Annotated in this window: 15 protein-coding genes; 10 read left to right on the top strand and 5 right to left on the bottom strand. The window is 67.3% G+C overall.

Translation table 11 applies throughout. The features are described 5' to 3' along the window. The first annotated feature begins 2 nt into the window (after positions 1-2). The gene (locus MRBLWH12_RS15185; RefSeq protein WP_363550430.1) at positions 3-536 is read left to right on the top strand and encodes a copper chaperone PCu(A)C; all 534 of its coding nucleotides are present in this window, start codon (positions 3-5) and stop codon (positions 534-536) included. Beyond that, complete coding sequence (locus tag MRBLWH12_RS15180) at positions 536-1,765, top strand: Dyp-type peroxidase (protein ID WP_363550427.1); 1,230 nt, start codon at positions 536-538, stop codon at positions 1,763-1,765. The genes MRBLWH12_RS15185 and MRBLWH12_RS15180 overlap by 1 nt, the downstream gene beginning before the upstream one ends. 15 nt (positions 1,766-1,780) lie before the next feature. Here MRBLWH12_RS15180 and MRBLWH12_RS15175 read toward each other — a convergent pair whose 3' ends face one another. After that, entirely contained in the window at positions 1,781-2,065 is a 285-nt protein-coding gene (locus tag MRBLWH12_RS15175; RefSeq protein WP_363550425.1) for a hypothetical protein, read from the bottom strand. Positions 2,066-2,266: 201 nt separating this feature from the next. Between MRBLWH12_RS15175 and MRBLWH12_RS15170 the strand changes: the two genes are divergently transcribed. After that, a complete protein-coding gene (locus tag MRBLWH12_RS15170; protein WP_363550422.1) occupies positions 2,267-2,722 on the top strand; it encodes a hypothetical protein in 456 nt (151 codons plus the stop codon). A gap of 2 nt (positions 2,723-2,724) precedes the next feature. Continuing rightward, complete coding sequence (locus MRBLWH12_RS15165; RefSeq protein WP_363550420.1) at positions 2,725-3,147, top strand: hypothetical protein; 423 nt, start codon at positions 2,725-2,727, stop codon at positions 3,145-3,147. 82 nt (positions 3,148-3,229) lie between these two features. Here MRBLWH12_RS15165 and MRBLWH12_RS15160 read toward each other — a convergent pair whose 3' ends face one another. Beyond that, a complete protein-coding gene (locus tag MRBLWH12_RS15160; RefSeq protein ID WP_363550418.1) occupies positions 3,230-4,159 on the bottom strand; it encodes an NADP-dependent oxidoreductase in 930 nt (309 codons plus the stop codon). Positions 4,160-4,249: 90 nt separating this feature from the next. Here MRBLWH12_RS15160 and MRBLWH12_RS15155 point away from each other — a divergent pair, with 90 nt between their 5' ends. Further along, positions 4,250-4,750, top strand: a complete 501-nt coding sequence (locus MRBLWH12_RS15155) for a MarR family winged helix-turn-helix transcriptional regulator (RefSeq protein WP_363550416.1) — start codon at positions 4,250-4,252, stop codon at positions 4,748-4,750. A gap of 86 nt (positions 4,751-4,836) precedes the next feature. Then, positions 4,837-6,078: a Fic family protein gene (locus MRBLWH12_RS15150; RefSeq protein WP_363550413.1), complete on the top strand. Its 1,242-nt coding sequence runs from the start codon at positions 4,837-4,839 to the stop codon at positions 6,076-6,078. 81 nt (positions 6,079-6,159) lie between these two features. Here the strand turns inward: MRBLWH12_RS15150 and MRBLWH12_RS15145 are convergent, their stop codons facing one another. Both MRBLWH12_RS15145 and MRBLWH12_RS15140 read right to left on the bottom strand, forming a co-directional pair. Beyond that, a complete protein-coding gene (locus MRBLWH12_RS15145) occupies positions 6,160-7,083 on the bottom strand; it encodes a hypothetical protein (protein WP_363550410.1) in 924 nt (307 codons plus the stop codon). A gap of 57 nt (positions 7,084-7,140) precedes the next feature. After that, positions 7,141-7,755, bottom strand: a complete 615-nt coding sequence (locus MRBLWH12_RS15140; protein ID WP_363550409.1) for a MerR family transcriptional regulator — start codon at positions 7,753-7,755, stop codon at positions 7,141-7,143. A 73-nt stretch (positions 7,756-7,828) separates the two neighbouring features. Between MRBLWH12_RS15140 and MRBLWH12_RS15135 the strand changes: the two genes are divergently transcribed. Beyond that, a complete protein-coding gene (locus MRBLWH12_RS15135; RefSeq protein ID WP_363550406.1) occupies positions 7,829-8,356 on the top strand; it encodes a DUF4188 domain-containing protein in 528 nt (175 codons plus the stop codon). Between the two features lie 129 nt (positions 8,357-8,485). On the opposite strand, the gene MRBLWH12_RS15130 is transcribed toward MRBLWH12_RS15135, so the two are convergent. Beyond that, positions 8,486-9,058, bottom strand: a complete 573-nt coding sequence (locus MRBLWH12_RS15130; protein ID WP_363550404.1) for a TetR/AcrR family transcriptional regulator — start codon at positions 9,056-9,058, stop codon at positions 8,486-8,488. Positions 9,059-9,130: 72 nt separating this feature from the next. Here MRBLWH12_RS15130 and MRBLWH12_RS15125 point away from each other — a divergent pair, with 72 nt between their 5' ends. The 3 genes from MRBLWH12_RS15125 to MRBLWH12_RS15115 all read left to right on the top strand — a co-directional run bounded on the left by MRBLWH12_RS15125 (position 9,131) and on the right by MRBLWH12_RS15115 (position 13,504). Beyond that, positions 9,131-10,207, top strand: a complete 1,077-nt coding sequence (locus MRBLWH12_RS15125; RefSeq protein WP_363550401.1) for an SDR family NAD(P)-dependent oxidoreductase — start codon at positions 9,131-9,133, stop codon at positions 10,205-10,207. Between the two features lie 805 nt (positions 10,208-11,012). Further along, the gene (purL, locus tag MRBLWH12_RS15120; RefSeq protein ID WP_363550398.1) at positions 11,013-13,355 is read left to right on the top strand and encodes a phosphoribosylformylglycinamidine synthase subunit PurL; all 2,343 of its coding nucleotides are present in this window, start codon (positions 11,013-11,015) and stop codon (positions 13,353-13,355) included. Beyond that, positions 13,352-13,504: a hypothetical protein gene (locus MRBLWH12_RS15115; RefSeq protein ID WP_363550395.1), complete on the top strand. Its 153-nt coding sequence runs from the start codon at positions 13,352-13,354 to the stop codon at positions 13,502-13,504. Before purL ends, MRBLWH12_RS15115 begins: the two co-directional genes overlap by 4 nt. Positions 13,505-13,511 lie beyond the last annotated feature (7 nt).

Here is a 13,511-nt window from a genome sequence, read left to right as displayed (position 1 = left end):
CGATGAACACTTCCCAGACCCTCCCTCGCGCCGCGGCGCTGCTGGCCGTCTCGTTGCTCGCTCTGACCGGTTGCGCCACAACGGCTGCGCCGGCATCCGAGGATTCGAAACCTGCCGGTGATGTCGTGACGATCGAGGACGCGTGGGTGAAGTCCGCCCCTGACGGCATGTCCGCCGCCTTCGGGGTGCTCGAGAACACCGGTGACGAGGATGTGACGGTCGTCTCCGTCGAATCCGACTCCTCGTCGATGATCGAGCTGCACGAGACGGTGGAGAACGAGGCCGGAGAGATGGTGATGCGACAGATCGAGGGGGGATTCGTCATTCCCGCCGGGGGTGAGCTGGCCCTTGAGCCGGGTGCGAACCACATCATGCTGATGGACCTCGCGCGGCCGCTCGTCGCGGGCAGCGAGGCCACCTTCACCCTGACGTTCTCTGATGACTCGACCTACGAATTCACCGCTCCGGTGAAGGACTACTCGGGTGCCAACGAGAACTACGAGGAGAGCGACGACCACGAAGGCATGGATCACTGATGCCTGCGCCCGCTGAGGGCGCGCCCACCGGTCTCGGTCGGTCGACCCGGCGGCAGTTCCTCCTCGGAGGAGCTGTCGCCGGGATCGGCGCGGCCGCGGCGATCGGTGTGGACTTCGCGCTCAACCGTCCAGACACGAACGAGAGCACAGCACCCTCGACACCCATGAACGGTGATGAGAAGGTGCCCTTCTTCGGAACCCACCAGGCTGGTGTCGACACCGCCGCCCAGGCTCACGGGATCTTCGTCGGGCTGGATCTGCACGAGGGCGTCGACGCGGCGTCTCTCGTCCGTCTGATGCGGATCCTCACCGATGATGCGGCGCGGCTCACCCAGGGGACACCGGCGTTGGCCGACTCCGAACCCGAGCTCGCGCTGTCGCCCGCGCGTCTGACGGTCACCTTCGGGTTCGGCCCCGGGTTCGTCGCCCGGGCTGCCGTTCCGGGGCCGGGCTGGCTCGCCCCTCTTCCTGCGTTCGGGGTCGACCGGTTGCAGCCGGAGTTCTCCGATGGTGACCTGCTGCTGCAGGTGAACGGCGACGACCCGCTCACGGTGGCGCACGCGATGCGCATGCTCCTGAAAGATGCGCGCGGATTCGCGACGATCCGTTGGACGCAGCACGGATTCCGGCGTGCATACGGCACCGAGCGACCCGGGACGACGATGCGCAACCTCTTCGGGCAGGTCGACGGCACGACCAACCCGCAACCGGGGACGAAGGACTTCGACCAGGTCGTCTGGGCAGAGGATGGCTGGCTCGCCGGCGGCACCGGAGTAGTGATCCGACGCATCCGGATGGACCTGGACAAGTGGGACCGCCTCGACCGGAGCGGACGCGACGCGTCGGTGGGAAGGAGCATCGCGAATGGGGCGCCGCTGACGGGGACGGATGAGTTCGACGAACCGGACTTCGAAGCGAAGACCGCCATCGGGTTCCCGGTGATCCCGCAGTTCGCCCATATCCGCCGAGCGCGCGGTGACGACGGAGAGCGCATCTTCCGCCGCGGCTACAACTACGACGAACGTCCCCTCGGAGCAGAGGTCTCCGAATCAGGGCTCATCTTCGTCTCCTACCAGGCCGACATCGAAAGCCAGTTCATCCCGATGCAGCGACGACTCGATGAGCTCGACCTGCTCAACGAGTGGACCGTGCCCATCGGCTCCGCCGTCTTCGCGATCCCGCCCGGATGCGCCGAAGACGGCTTCATCGGAGACTCCCTTCTCTCCTGAGAGGGCCACGCTCGCTTACGGCAGGTCAGGGTCTTTGCGCTCCGCGTCGGCCGGCAAGTGGTTCGGGAAGTCTGTCTCTCCGATACCGCCGGGCCCATAGAACGCTTCGACGAACCGACGCGCCTGTGTGACGAGTTCCGGCGCAGCGATCTGACCAGAAGACGGAGCCACGGTGAACCCATATGTGCCGCCGGCCGGGCCGTTGAGCCATGAAAAGTCGTAACTCATGGTGCCGTCAGGTTGGATTCGTTCGCTGACTCGAAATCGCTCTCCGTGCACAACAACCTCGAACGGATCCATCCCGCGATTCTAGGGTTGGCCGCCGCGAGCCCTGCCGGGCTTGACGAGGGCGTCCCTCCTCCGGTCAAACACTCGACATAGAGATTTCATCCGCAAACCGATTGTCTTACCCCAAGCGAGTTGACAAACTGGGGGCTTGCGCCGATTCCGTCGGGATTCTCCCGGCCGGGTGGCAGGCGCCGATACCTGAAATGGGGATCCATGGGCCTCTTCGATCGCATGAAGGACAAAGCCACCGGCGGGCAGGACTGGGCCGCACAGGCTGCAGCGGCGCAGGAACTCGCCAATCAACATCTGCGCGATGCCGGCTACACCGACGGTTCTCCCGTCACCATGGCGAACGCCGGAAGCGTCGGCGCCGACATGTATGCCGACCGCGAGGTGCTCACCGCCTACGGCAATGAACTGAACCGGATCATCGCCATCGGTCACAGCGGCACCTCGGTCATCCGCTCAGCCGTCGACACCGGTGAACGCATTTCCGGCAACCCGTGGTTCCAGCTCGAGGTGGAAGTGACGCTCGCCGGCGGTGCGCCGTACGTCGTATCGAAGCGCGAGATGGTGGCACCGATGTTCATCGCCAACTACGCGGTGGGAAGCACGCACGACGTCAAGGTCGATCCGGCCGACGCCCAGAACATCGCCTTCACGAGCTGAGCATGGGCATCTTCGGCGACATCGGTCGTTTGATGAAGGCCGGTGCGAAGCAGACCATGAACACCGACTATGCGGCGAACCTCAAGCACTCGGCCGACCTCGCCGAGCAGTACACGGCCTACGACCCGAACGCCCCGCACGGCACGCACGGAGCCGCCACGGCCAACCCCTTCGCGAACATGGCCGCGTTCGAGACCATGCTGCGAGGCTCCGGCACCGTGGTGAGCCTTGCGCCCACCGGCGCAGTTGTCGAGACCACGCCGATCTATGCCGTGGAGCTCGATCTCAAGCTCGAGGGCCAGGACGCCTACCGCACGAGCTACCAGACGCTGATCGCCGACGGCGCTCTGTCGAACTGGCAGCCGGGGTCGGTTCTGCCGTTTCGCGTTTCGCCCACGGACCCGCACTCGCTCATGCTCGGCTGATCCTCTCCATCGCAAAGAGCAGGTCACCCTCGCCGAGAACGGACGAGGGTGACCACGCTCGACTGCATCGGGCGTCGCCGAGTCAAGGGATCACGATGACCTTGCCAGGGATCCGCCCCTGCGCCGCCTCGGCGTGGAGCGCCCTCAGCTCGGTAAGCGGAATCCGACGCGTGACCTCCACGCGCAGATCGCCGCTGTCAACGAGCGACACCAGCTCGGCGAGCTTCTCGACGTCACTGCGCACGTAGACGACGACAGAGCGCACGTTGCGCTCGGCATCGTCGGGAGCGGGCATCCAGGCGGTGGTGCTCACGACGACTCCCCCGGATCGGACGAGGCTCACCAAGGCGGTGAACTCGGCCGGCTCGATGGGCGCGAGGTTGAGCAGAAGATCCACGGGTTCGGCGACCGTGTCGAGCACGTCGACCTCGGTGTGGTCGATGATCTCGTCGGCACCGGCTGCACGGACGGCATCCGCACTCCGGGGACTCGCTGTGGCGATGACGTACGCGCCGGCGCGCTTGGCGAGAGCGATCGCGTACTTGCCCACGACACCACCGGCGCCGACGATGAGTACGCGCTGACCGGCCTCGAGTCCGCCGTCGTCGAACAGCGCCTGCCGGGCGGTCAGTGCGACGGACGGGAACGCGGCGGCATCCGCGAGCGGGACGCGGGTGGGCGCCGGCACGAGTGCATTCGCCGGTGCGAGCACATGCTCGGCCGCTCCGCCGTCTTCGCCCATCGGCAGGAAGCCGATCACCGCGTCACCCAGCGCGAAGCCCTCGACGCCCTCGCCGATCGCGTCGACGGTGCCGGAGACGTCGTACCCCGGCACGTGCGGCAGCGTCAGCGGAATCGGCAGGAACCCTGCGCGCATGCCGTTGTCGGCGGCACTGAACGCGGATGCTGCGACGCGCACTCGCACCTGCCCTGACGCCGGGACCGGCTGCTCGATCTCCTCGTACTGGAGCACCTCGGGGCCGCCCACTTCGTGGAACCGTACTGCCTTCATGTCTTTTCCTCTCATCGGGTGCTTCGAATTCGAAGCATTAACCCGAAGGTAGCACTGCTTCGAATTTGAAGCAACACGTATACTGGACTCATGACGACACCCGCCCCGCAGCTCACCCCGCAGGAGCTCGCCGCCTACTTCGCGTTCACCGAGGTGAGCAGCCTGCTGCGGCACGCGGTCGAGACGCAGCTGCGCGAGGTCGGAAAGCTCAGCTACGTGCAGTTCCAGCTGCTCGCGCGACTCGGCGACGCTGCGGACGGCAGCCAGCGGATGACCGACCTGGCGGACGGCGTCGTCTACAGCCGCAGCGGCCTGACGTATCAGGCGCAGCTGCTCGAGGGGCGCGGGCTGATCACGCGCGCACCCTCGCCTGACGACGAACGCAGCACCATCGTGACGATCACCGACGAGGGCCGCGCGGTTCTTGCAGCTGTGTTCCCCGGGCACATCGAGGTCGTCAGCAGCATGCTTTTCGCGTCGCTGGAGGAGGGCGATGTCGACACGCTCGCGCGGGTGATGACACAGGTGAGCGGGCATCTGCGCGCCAACCCGCCGCGATCTGCGGCGCCGAGGCGCACGAAGAAGGACTGAGTCCGCCGGCGCCGAGGCGCTCGCTTCTGTTGGCTACCGCGTTGCTTACCAACACTTATCCCCTTAAGTGTTGGTAACATGGGTTTGTGCCCACACCTACGGCCGACATTCGCATTCCGGTCGATCAGATCTCGTATGAGACGTTCGACTGGAAGCCTGGCGCGCCCGCGATGCACTCGCGCGCGGAGGTGGACCGCCAGACGGGCTCGTATGAGGCGGCGATCACGGCGCCCATTGCGGACTGGACTCCCCGCATCAACGCTGAGGATTCCGCCGATATCGAAGATGCCACCCGTCAAGTGGTGGAGTTCGACACGCACGCACAACGCGTTCTCGGCACCGACAATCCGGCCCTCGGCCCGATGACGGCGATCCTGCTGCGCACCGAGTCGGCATCCAGCTCCCAGATCGAGCAGCTCACGACATCCGCGAAGCAGCTCGCCCTCGCCGAGATCGACGAGGGCGACAAGGCCAACGCCCTCACGGTCATCGGCAACGTCCGAGCGATGGAGGCGGCACTCCAGCTGGCTGACGACATCAGCGAGGAGTCGATCCTCGCCATGCATAAGGCGCTGATGCTCCACCAGCGCAACTTCGCCAAGGATGATGCCGGCCGATTCCGCGCCGAGCAGGTGTGGATCGGCCCCGGTGAGGCCGGCCCTCGGATGGCCGATTTCGTCGCACCGCATCACGACCGCATCCCCGGTGCGATTGCCGACCTCGTGCGCTTCGTCAAGCGTCACGACGTTCCGGTACTCGTCCAGGTCGCCGCCGCGCACGCCCAGTTCGAAACCATCCACCCGTTCACGGATGGAAACGGCCGCACTGGCAGGGCGCTCGCGCAATCGATCCTGCGCAACAAGGGTCTCGTCGACTCCACCGCGGTACCCATCTCAGCGGGGCTCCTGGTCAACACCGAGCGTTACTTCGCGGCGCTCACCGCCTACCGCGCCGGCGACGCCGGTCCGATCATCCGGGAGTTCGCTTCAGCGAGTCGAGTCGCCGCGTCCACGGGCACGAAACTCGTCGACGACCTCGTGGTCCAGCTTGAGGATGCCCGCGCGAAGATGCAGAGCATTCGAGCGGATGCAGCAGCGTGGAGAGTCCTTCCTGCTCTCGTCGGCCAGCCTGCGGTGAACACGAAGTACCTGATGAGCGAGCTCGGCTTCGGGGAGATGGCAGCGTTGCGCGCGCTGGACACTCTCACCGCGCGCGGCGTCCTCACCGAGACCACGGGGAGGGCTCGCAGCCGAGTCTGGGAGCATCGCGGCATCTTCGAGGTGCTCGATTCGTACGCTGCCGAAATCCGTCGGCTTTCGGCGCGCTGACACCGGGCGGCTCAGCCCACCGGCATCCGCCCCATGGCCACGCTGTCGGATGCTGTCCGCCCGTCGGGCAGCGTCAGGGAGTCAGGCGTCGTCGGCGTCACGCGTCGCGCCCCGCCCGACCAGCATCCGCACCACCGTTCCCACGACCCCGATCACGAGCGCGACCACCGTCGGCAACCAGATCTCCTGCAGCACCAACGGGAACACCTCCATCGACGCCTTCGCCATCTCGACGACATCGCCCTTCAGCACACGCATCCCGAGTCCGTACTGGATCGCCGTGAACAGCGCCGGCACGACCCACAGCGCCAGCAGCGCCACGGCCCACACGATGATCCGCCAGAGCGGACGCACGCCGCCCCACACGAGCGCCGCACCGACGATCACGGCCGGCAGCCAGTAGACCAGGGTCGACAGGAACTCCGGTGGACTGACCTCACCAGTGAACGCGACGACCCACCGGGCGACCCAGCTCGCGAACGGCACCGCGGCGAGCGCGACGCCGAGCGAGACCACGCCCACCGAACGCCTCGACGTCATCACGAACCCCAGCTGCGCCATGAGCATGGCGGCGATGCTGCCGGCGAGCATCCCGGCGAAGTAGAGCCACGCCCGCGCATCCCCACCGTCGGCGATCCCCAGACCCTCGGCGAGAACCCCGAAGGACTGCACGACGGCGATCAGATGCACCAGCAAGACTCCCAGCGCGCCCGGCCACGCCGCGAGACCTCGACCCCGCGCCAGGAAGTGCACCGCGAGCCCGGAGAACACCCCGCCGAGCAGCACGAGCGAGAACAGCAGGGTCGCGTAGTACTGACTGAGCGGCAGCAGGGCGAACGGCATGTCTTCGGGCCGCGTCGTCGTCGCCCAGAGGTTCTGCAACGGCAGCTGTCCGCCGCCGACCAGCCATGGCAGCAGGCCCAGGATGCCGCCGGCGATACCGATCACGAACGACAGGATGCCCGGTCGGCGCTTCGTGGCCACGACAGCGGATTCGTCAGTCATGGGGACACCGTGTCACAGGATGCCGGATGCCGCCGGATGGCGCGGCGAAAAGCGGTCTCAGGCGTTTACGCCGCCGAACCTCTCCGCCGACGCGACCTGCTGCGCCACGCGTCGTAGGGCCAGCAGCAGGGGCTCGACGAGCACCGAACCGAGCACCACGTACCGCACTGCGGCCTCGGCCGACTCGGTCGGCACCCCGGCGACCTCCGCGTCGGCGATCTGGCGGATGCTCTTCAGGTGCACCGGCATCACGTCGACCGGCACCTCGAACCCGGCACCCTCGAGCGCCTGCAGCGCGCGAGCGACGGCATACAGCACAGCGTCGTCGCACATCCCCGGCTTCCACCCCAGCCCGGCCACCAGCCGCTGCGTCTCGGTGAGATCCAGGCTCTCGTCGACGGGCGGAGTGATGGCGGCGTGGGCCGTGCCCAGCAGATCGTGCGCGTTCGCCGGCGGGTTGTCGAGAGCATCCAGCACACGCCGGGTCTCGGCGATGCTCACTCCGGAATCGAGCAGCGCGCGGATGACGCGCAGCCGCTGCGCGTGCACCTCGCCGTACGCGGCTTGTGTGGGCGCGCTCCGCTCGCCTTCAGGCAGCAACCCCTCGCGCAGGTAGTACTTGATCGTCGGCACCGTCACACCGGTCTGCGCCGACAGTTCGGAAATTCTCATCGCCACCTCTTGACATCGATAGTAGCGCTATCCATTATGGATAGTGGAACTATCCATTTGAGAGAAGGATCCCATGTCCCGAGTCATCACCGGACGCATGACCCATCGCTACGACGGCGAGCTGGTCGTGTTCCACATCGGAATGCAGATCAACCGCTGGTGGCGTCCGGATCTGTGGATGCCCGCATTCCTTGCCATGCCCCGGATGCTGCGCGAGCTCGCCACCGACAAGGAGTCAGGCTTCCTCGGCTACGAACTGCTGCTCGGTGGCGGCGGGCCGTACGTCGTGCAGTACTGGTCATCGATCGACAAGCTCTACGCCTACGCTTCGAGCCCCTCGCAGGAGCACCGCCCGGCATGGACCCGCTTCAACAAGGCGGCCCGCAAGGCCCCTGGCGCCGTCGGCATCTGGCACGAGACGTTTCTCGTCGAGCGCGCTGAGAGCATCTACGTCTCGACGAAGCCGATGGGTCTGCCCAAGGCGACCGAGCTCGTCGAAGTCGGTCGCAAGCAGGATCGTGCGCGGGCCCGCTTCGACAGTGGACGCACGGCGGTTACACCTCGGGAACCCGTCGCGCGCCAGGCATCCGTCTCTCCGTAGGACCTGTACGCCCCGCTCGGACTTGCGCGCTTGCCTCGGCCATTTTCCGGGAATCTGGCCGAGGGAAGCGCACTTGGCCGAGCCAAGCGCACGCCCGACCAGGCCGCGATCCGGCACAGGCGGCGGATGCTACGGCGCGGCGATCCCGCGCAGCAGCACGTCGACGGTGGCATCGACGCGCTCCGCCGTGAACGGCCGACCGAGGAGCGCAGCGTACGACGCCATCGCGACGAACTGGTCGGCGATGACCTCGGCATCCGCATCCGCCCGCACGTCGCCCGCCACCTTCGCGCGCTCGATGCGCTCGACGATCCAGGCGATGATCGGGCCGGCGAGCCGCTGGTTCAGCACCTCGCCCAGCTGCGGATCGGTCGCCGTAATCGCGATCAGCGCCCGCGCGAGCGCCGTATTCTCGGCGCTGCCCACGTGGGTCGTCATCTGCTTCACCCAGGCACGCAGGTCGCCGGCCAGGTCATCCGTCGTCGGCAGCGAGACGTCGGCTCCCGGCAGCTCGCCCTCGAGCAGCGCCTCACCGAGGATCGCCGCCTTCGACGGCCACCACCGGTAGATGGTCTGCTTCGAGACATCCGCCTCCGCAGCGAGCCCCTCGATCGTCACCGCGTCGTACCCTTCGGCACTGAGCGCGCGCCGCATCGCCGCCAGCACCGACTGGCGTGCTTTCTCACTGCGAGGACGAGGCACCCTCTGAGCGTATCGAGGCGTACACTCGAACATAAGTAGACGCACCGTTGCGAAATGCCAGAAGGAGAGATCATGGCCCTCACTGCACAGTCCACTATCGGCGAATGGCTCGACGACGAGGTCGGCGGACCGATCGTCCGCGCCCTCTTCGCGCAGACCGGCGCCGACCCCGAACTCCTCACGCCGGTCCTCGGACTGCCGCTGCAGCAGCTCGTGGTCCTGAGCCAGGGCGCCATGCCGCAGTCGGTCGTCGACGACCTCGTGCGCGCGGCGAACGGCGGCGAGATTCCCACCGAATCCGGCACGACCGGATGGGCCGAGCAGATCACGCCAGGGCGCTTCACCGGCAAGACGGTCATCGTCACCGGTGCCGCCTCCGGAATCGGCAGGGCCACGGCATCGCGCATCGCCCGCGAAGGCGGACGTGTGATCGCCGCAGACATCTCGGCCGAGAAGCTCGATGCCCTGAAGGCAGAGCTCCCCCAGATCACCGTTGTCGCCGGAGACCTCACCAAGCAGGACGCGATCGATGCGGTCGTCGCCACCGCCGGGGGGCAGATCGATGCCCTCGCGAACGTCGCCGGCATCAACGACGACTTCTCACCCGCCGGCGAGACGCCGGATGCCGTGTGGGACCGTGTCATCGCGATCAACCTCACGGCGCCGTTCAAGCTCATGCGGGCTGTGCTCCCGATCATGGAAGCAGCGGGTCGCGGGGCGATCCTCAACGTCTCCAGCGAGGCGGGCCTGCGCGGTAATGCCTCCGGCAACGCCTACACGGCCAGCAAGCACGGCATCGTCGGCGTCACGAAGTCCGCCGCATTCATGTACGGCCCCCGAGGCATCCGCGTGAACTCCGTCGCCCCCGGCGGCGTCGCCACCGGCATCCCGATGCCGCCGAACATGTCGGAGTACGGCTCCGGCCGCCTCGCCCCATTCCAGCAGGCGATCCCGAGCGTCGCGACGGCCGAGCACCTCGCCGCATCGATCACGTTCCTGCTGTCGGATGACGCCGATTCTGATAGTTGGCGATATCGCGCCGACACGAGTGGAAGTCCTGGCTCTGGTAGTAACCCGGGTAGTTGTAGTGCTGGTACTGGGTGCCCGCCCAGCCGGTGCCCCCGGCGGACTGCCCCGACATGTGGTTGATCACCGCGTCGACGATCACCTTCACGCCAGCGTCATTACAGGTGTCGATCATGCTCTGGAACTCGGCCTCGGAACCGAGCCGTGAGTCGAGCTTGTACGAAACCGGCTGGTAGTGGGTCCACCACTGCGCACCGAGCACGTGCTCCTGCGGAGGCGACGTCTGCACGAATCCGTACCCGGCGGGACCGAGTGTGTCGGTGCACTCGCTGGCGATGGCGTTCCAGGTGTACGAGAACATCACGGCGGTGGTGTCGTTCGGCCCGGGGGCGGCCGCGGCAGCAGGGGCGGGTGGTGCGGTGATAGCGAAGGCGGGAACGGCGAGCATGACAGCAGCCGCGATGGCGAGCGCCGTTCTCCCCCGTGTCCTCTTCGGTGATCGAGTGTGCAGAGCGTTCGGGAACATCGACAGTCCTTCCGATGGGATCACCCACGCGGCGTCATCGCCACGCGATCGAACGCACGTCAGCGTGCGCTGTGACGACCGTAGCGACGTTGATGGACGGAGTGCAAGCGTTTACAGAAGTACGTCGGATGGGATTGCCGATCGTTCGAGATGGCTTGTTTTTTGGGGTCTTCTGCGAGATCGGGATAAGGAAGCGCTTACATAACGGAGTGTTCCGCGCGTCGGATCGCGTGCCGCAAACCCCGCCGATCGGCGCCAGCATCCGCTCCCGTCGCCTCCGCTGGGAGATGGGTTTCGCTGGTTCCGGCGCCTTCTCACCAGCGAAACCCATCCCTCGAAGCGGGGCCTGGCGCGGCCGGTAGACTGGTCATGCCCCGCTCGGCCCCTTCCTTTGGAGTGCGCGTGACCACCGCCCCCGCAGCATCTGCCCACAAGCACGTCCCCGACTCCGTTTCGAACGCTGTCGCGACGCCCGAGAAGGAGCAGCCGTACGGCGCCCTCGGACTCAAGGACGACGAGTACGCCCGCATCAAGGAGATCCTCGGTCGCCGCCCCACGTCGGGCGAGCTGGCGATGTACTCGGTGATGTGGAGCGAGCACTGCTCCTACAAGTCGTCGAAGAACTACCTGCGCCGCTTCGGCCAGAAGGTCTCCGACGAGATGAAGGAACGCCTGATGGTGGGCATGGGCCAGAACGCGGGCGTCATCGACGTCGGCGAGGGCTGGGCCGTCACGTTCAAGGCCGAGTCGCACAACCACCCCTCCTTCATCGAGCCGTTCCAGGGCGCGGCCACGGGTGTCGGCGGCATCGTCCGCGACATCATCTCGATGGGCGCACGCCCGGTCGCCGTGATGGATGCTCTCCGCTTCGGCGCGATCGACCACCCCGACACCGCCCGCGTCGTGCACGGCGTCACCAGCGGCATCAGCTTCTACGGCAACTGCCTCGGCCTGCCGAACATCGGCGGCGAGACCGTCTTCGACTCGGTCTACCAGGCCAACCCGCTCGTCAACGCGCTCGCGGTCGGCGTGCTCCGCCACGAAGACCTCAAGCTCGCGAACGCCACGGGCGTCGGCAACAAGGTCGTGCTCTTCGGCGCCCGCACCGGCGGCGACGGCATCGGCGGCGCCAGCATCCTGGCATCCGACTCCTTCGACGACGGCGGCCCGACCAAGCGCCCCGCCGTGCAGGTCGGCGACCCCTTCGCCGAGAAGGTGCTCATCGAGTGCTGTCTCGAGCTCTACAAGGCCGAGCTCGTCGAGGCCATCCAGGACCTCGGTGCCGCGGGTATCTCCTGCGCGACCAGCGAGCTCGCCGCCAACGGCAACAGCGGCATGAAGGTCTCGCTCGACAACGTGCTGCTGCGCGACCCCTCGCTCACGGCCGAGGAGATCCTCATGTCGGAGTCGCAGGAGCGCATGATGGCGATCGTGGCGCCCGAGAAGCTCGACGCGTTCTTCGAGGTCGTGAACAAGTGGGAGGTCGAGACCTCCGTGCTCGGCGAGGTCACCGGAGACGGCCGCCTCATCATCGACTGGCAGGGCGAGCGCATCGTCGACGTCGACCCCTCGACCGTCGCGGTCGACGGCCCGGTCTACGACCGTCCGGTCGCCTACCCGACGTGGATCGACGCGCTCCAGGCGGATGCTGCCGAGAACCTGCCCCGCTCGAACGACCCGGCCGAGCTGCGGACGCAGTTCCTGAACCTCGTGGGCTCCCCGAACCTCGCCGACACGTCGTGGATCACCAACCAGTACGACTACTTCGTGCTCGGCAACACGGCCCTCGCCTTCCCCGATGACGCCGGCATGATCCGCGTCGACGAGGAGTCCGGCCTCGGCTTCGCGATCTCCACCGACGCCAACGGCCGCTACTGCCAGCTCGACCCGTACGCGGGTGCACAGCTGGCCCTCGCCGAGGCGTACCGCAACGTCGCCGTCACCGGCGCCACCCCGACGGCGATCACCGACTGCCTGAACTTCGGCTCGCCGGAGAACCCCGAGGTCATGTGGCAGTTCGGGCAGACGGTCGACGGCCTCGCCGACGGATGCTTCGAACTGGGCACCCCGGTCACCGGCGGCAACGTCTCGTTCTACAACCAGACCGGCGACGTGCCGATCCACCCGACCCCGCTGGTCGGCGTGCTCGGCATCATCGACGACGTCTCGCGCCGCATCCCCTCCGGATGGCAGGACGAGGGCCAGAACATCTACCTCCTCGGCACCACCGCCACCGAACTCTCGGGTTCGGCATGGGCCGACGTCGTGCACAACCACCTCGGCGGACTCCCGCCGAAGGTCGACCTCCCCGGAGAGAAGCGCCTCGCCGGCCTGCTCGCCGCCGCCCGCGACGAGTGGCTGATCTCGTCGGCCCACGATGTCTCCGAGGGCGGCCTTGCGCAGACCCTCGCCGAGGGCGTCATGCGCTTCGGCGTCGGCGCACGCGTCTGGCTGAACGAGATCATCGAGCGCGACGGAGTGGATGCCGCATCCGCTCTGTTCTCCGAGTCGACCGGCCGCGTGATCGTGACCGTGCCCCGCGAAGACGACGTGAAGTTCCAGGGCCTCTGCGCCGGTCGCAACTACCCGGTGCTGCGCATCGGTGTGACGGACAACCACCCGGATGGCGCCTCGCTCGAGGTGCAGGACGTCTTCACAGTGCCGGTCGCCGAGCTGCGCGAGCGTTCGCGCGCGACGCTGCCGTCGTACTTCGGGCCGACGGTGTCGGAGCCGGTCAAGGCATGAGCGATCTCAGCACGCAGGACCGGGGCGAGGACTACGGCGATCTCGGCGAGCGCCGCAACCGCCGCATCCGCATCGTCGCGTGGACGACGATCATCGCGCTGATCCTCGGCGGCGGCGGCGCGACCGTGCTGACGCTGCTGTTCGGCTGAGCCACCG

The organism is Microbacterium sp. LWH12-1.2, assembly GCF_040675825.1.
GTDB lineage: Bacteria > Actinomycetota > Actinomycetes > Actinomycetales > Microbacteriaceae > Microbacterium.
The sequence above is the reverse complement of the archived record's forward strand: the minus strand, read 5'-3'. Positions and strand labels throughout refer to the sequence as shown.

Bases quoted from the DNA above. Each gene is read 5' to 3' on its own strand.
- MRBLWH12_RS15165 (WP_363550420.1), top strand. From the start codon at position 2,725: ATGGGCATCTTCGGCGACATCGGTCGTTTGATGAAGGCCGGTGCGAAG.
- MRBLWH12_RS15140 (WP_363550409.1), bottom strand. From the start codon at position 7,755: ATGAGAATTTCCGAACTGTCGGCGCAGACCGGTGTGACGGTGCCGACG.
- MRBLWH12_RS15125 (WP_363550401.1), top strand. From the start codon at position 9,131: ATGGCCCTCACTGCACAGTCCACTATCGGCGAATGGCTCGACGACGAG.
- MRBLWH12_RS15145 (WP_363550410.1), bottom strand. From the start codon at position 7,083: ATGACTGACGAATCCGCTGTCGTGGCCACGAAGCGCCGACCGGGCATC.
- MRBLWH12_RS15115 (WP_363550395.1), top strand. From the start codon at position 13,352: ATGAGCGATCTCAGCACGCAGGACCGGGGCGAGGACTACGGCGATCTC.
- MRBLWH12_RS15175 (WP_363550425.1), bottom strand. From the start codon at position 2,065: ATGGATCCGTTCGAGGTTGTTGTGCACGGAGAGCGATTTCGAGTCAGC.
- MRBLWH12_RS15160 (WP_363550418.1), bottom strand. From the start codon at position 4,159: ATGAAGGCAGTACGGTTCCACGAAGTGGGCGGCCCCGAGGTGCTCCAG.
- MRBLWH12_RS15155 (WP_363550416.1), top strand. From the start codon at position 4,250: ATGACGACACCCGCCCCGCAGCTCACCCCGCAGGAGCTCGCCGCCTAC.
- MRBLWH12_RS15135 (WP_363550406.1), top strand. From the start codon at position 7,829: ATGTCCCGAGTCATCACCGGACGCATGACCCATCGCTACGACGGCGAG.
- MRBLWH12_RS15180 (WP_363550427.1), top strand. From the start codon at position 536: ATGCCTGCGCCCGCTGAGGGCGCGCCCACCGGTCTCGGTCGGTCGACC.
- MRBLWH12_RS15170 (WP_363550422.1), top strand. From the start codon at position 2,267: ATGGGCCTCTTCGATCGCATGAAGGACAAAGCCACCGGCGGGCAGGAC.
- MRBLWH12_RS15185 (WP_363550430.1), top strand. From the start codon at position 3: ATGAACACTTCCCAGACCCTCCCTCGCGCCGCGGCGCTGCTGGCCGTC.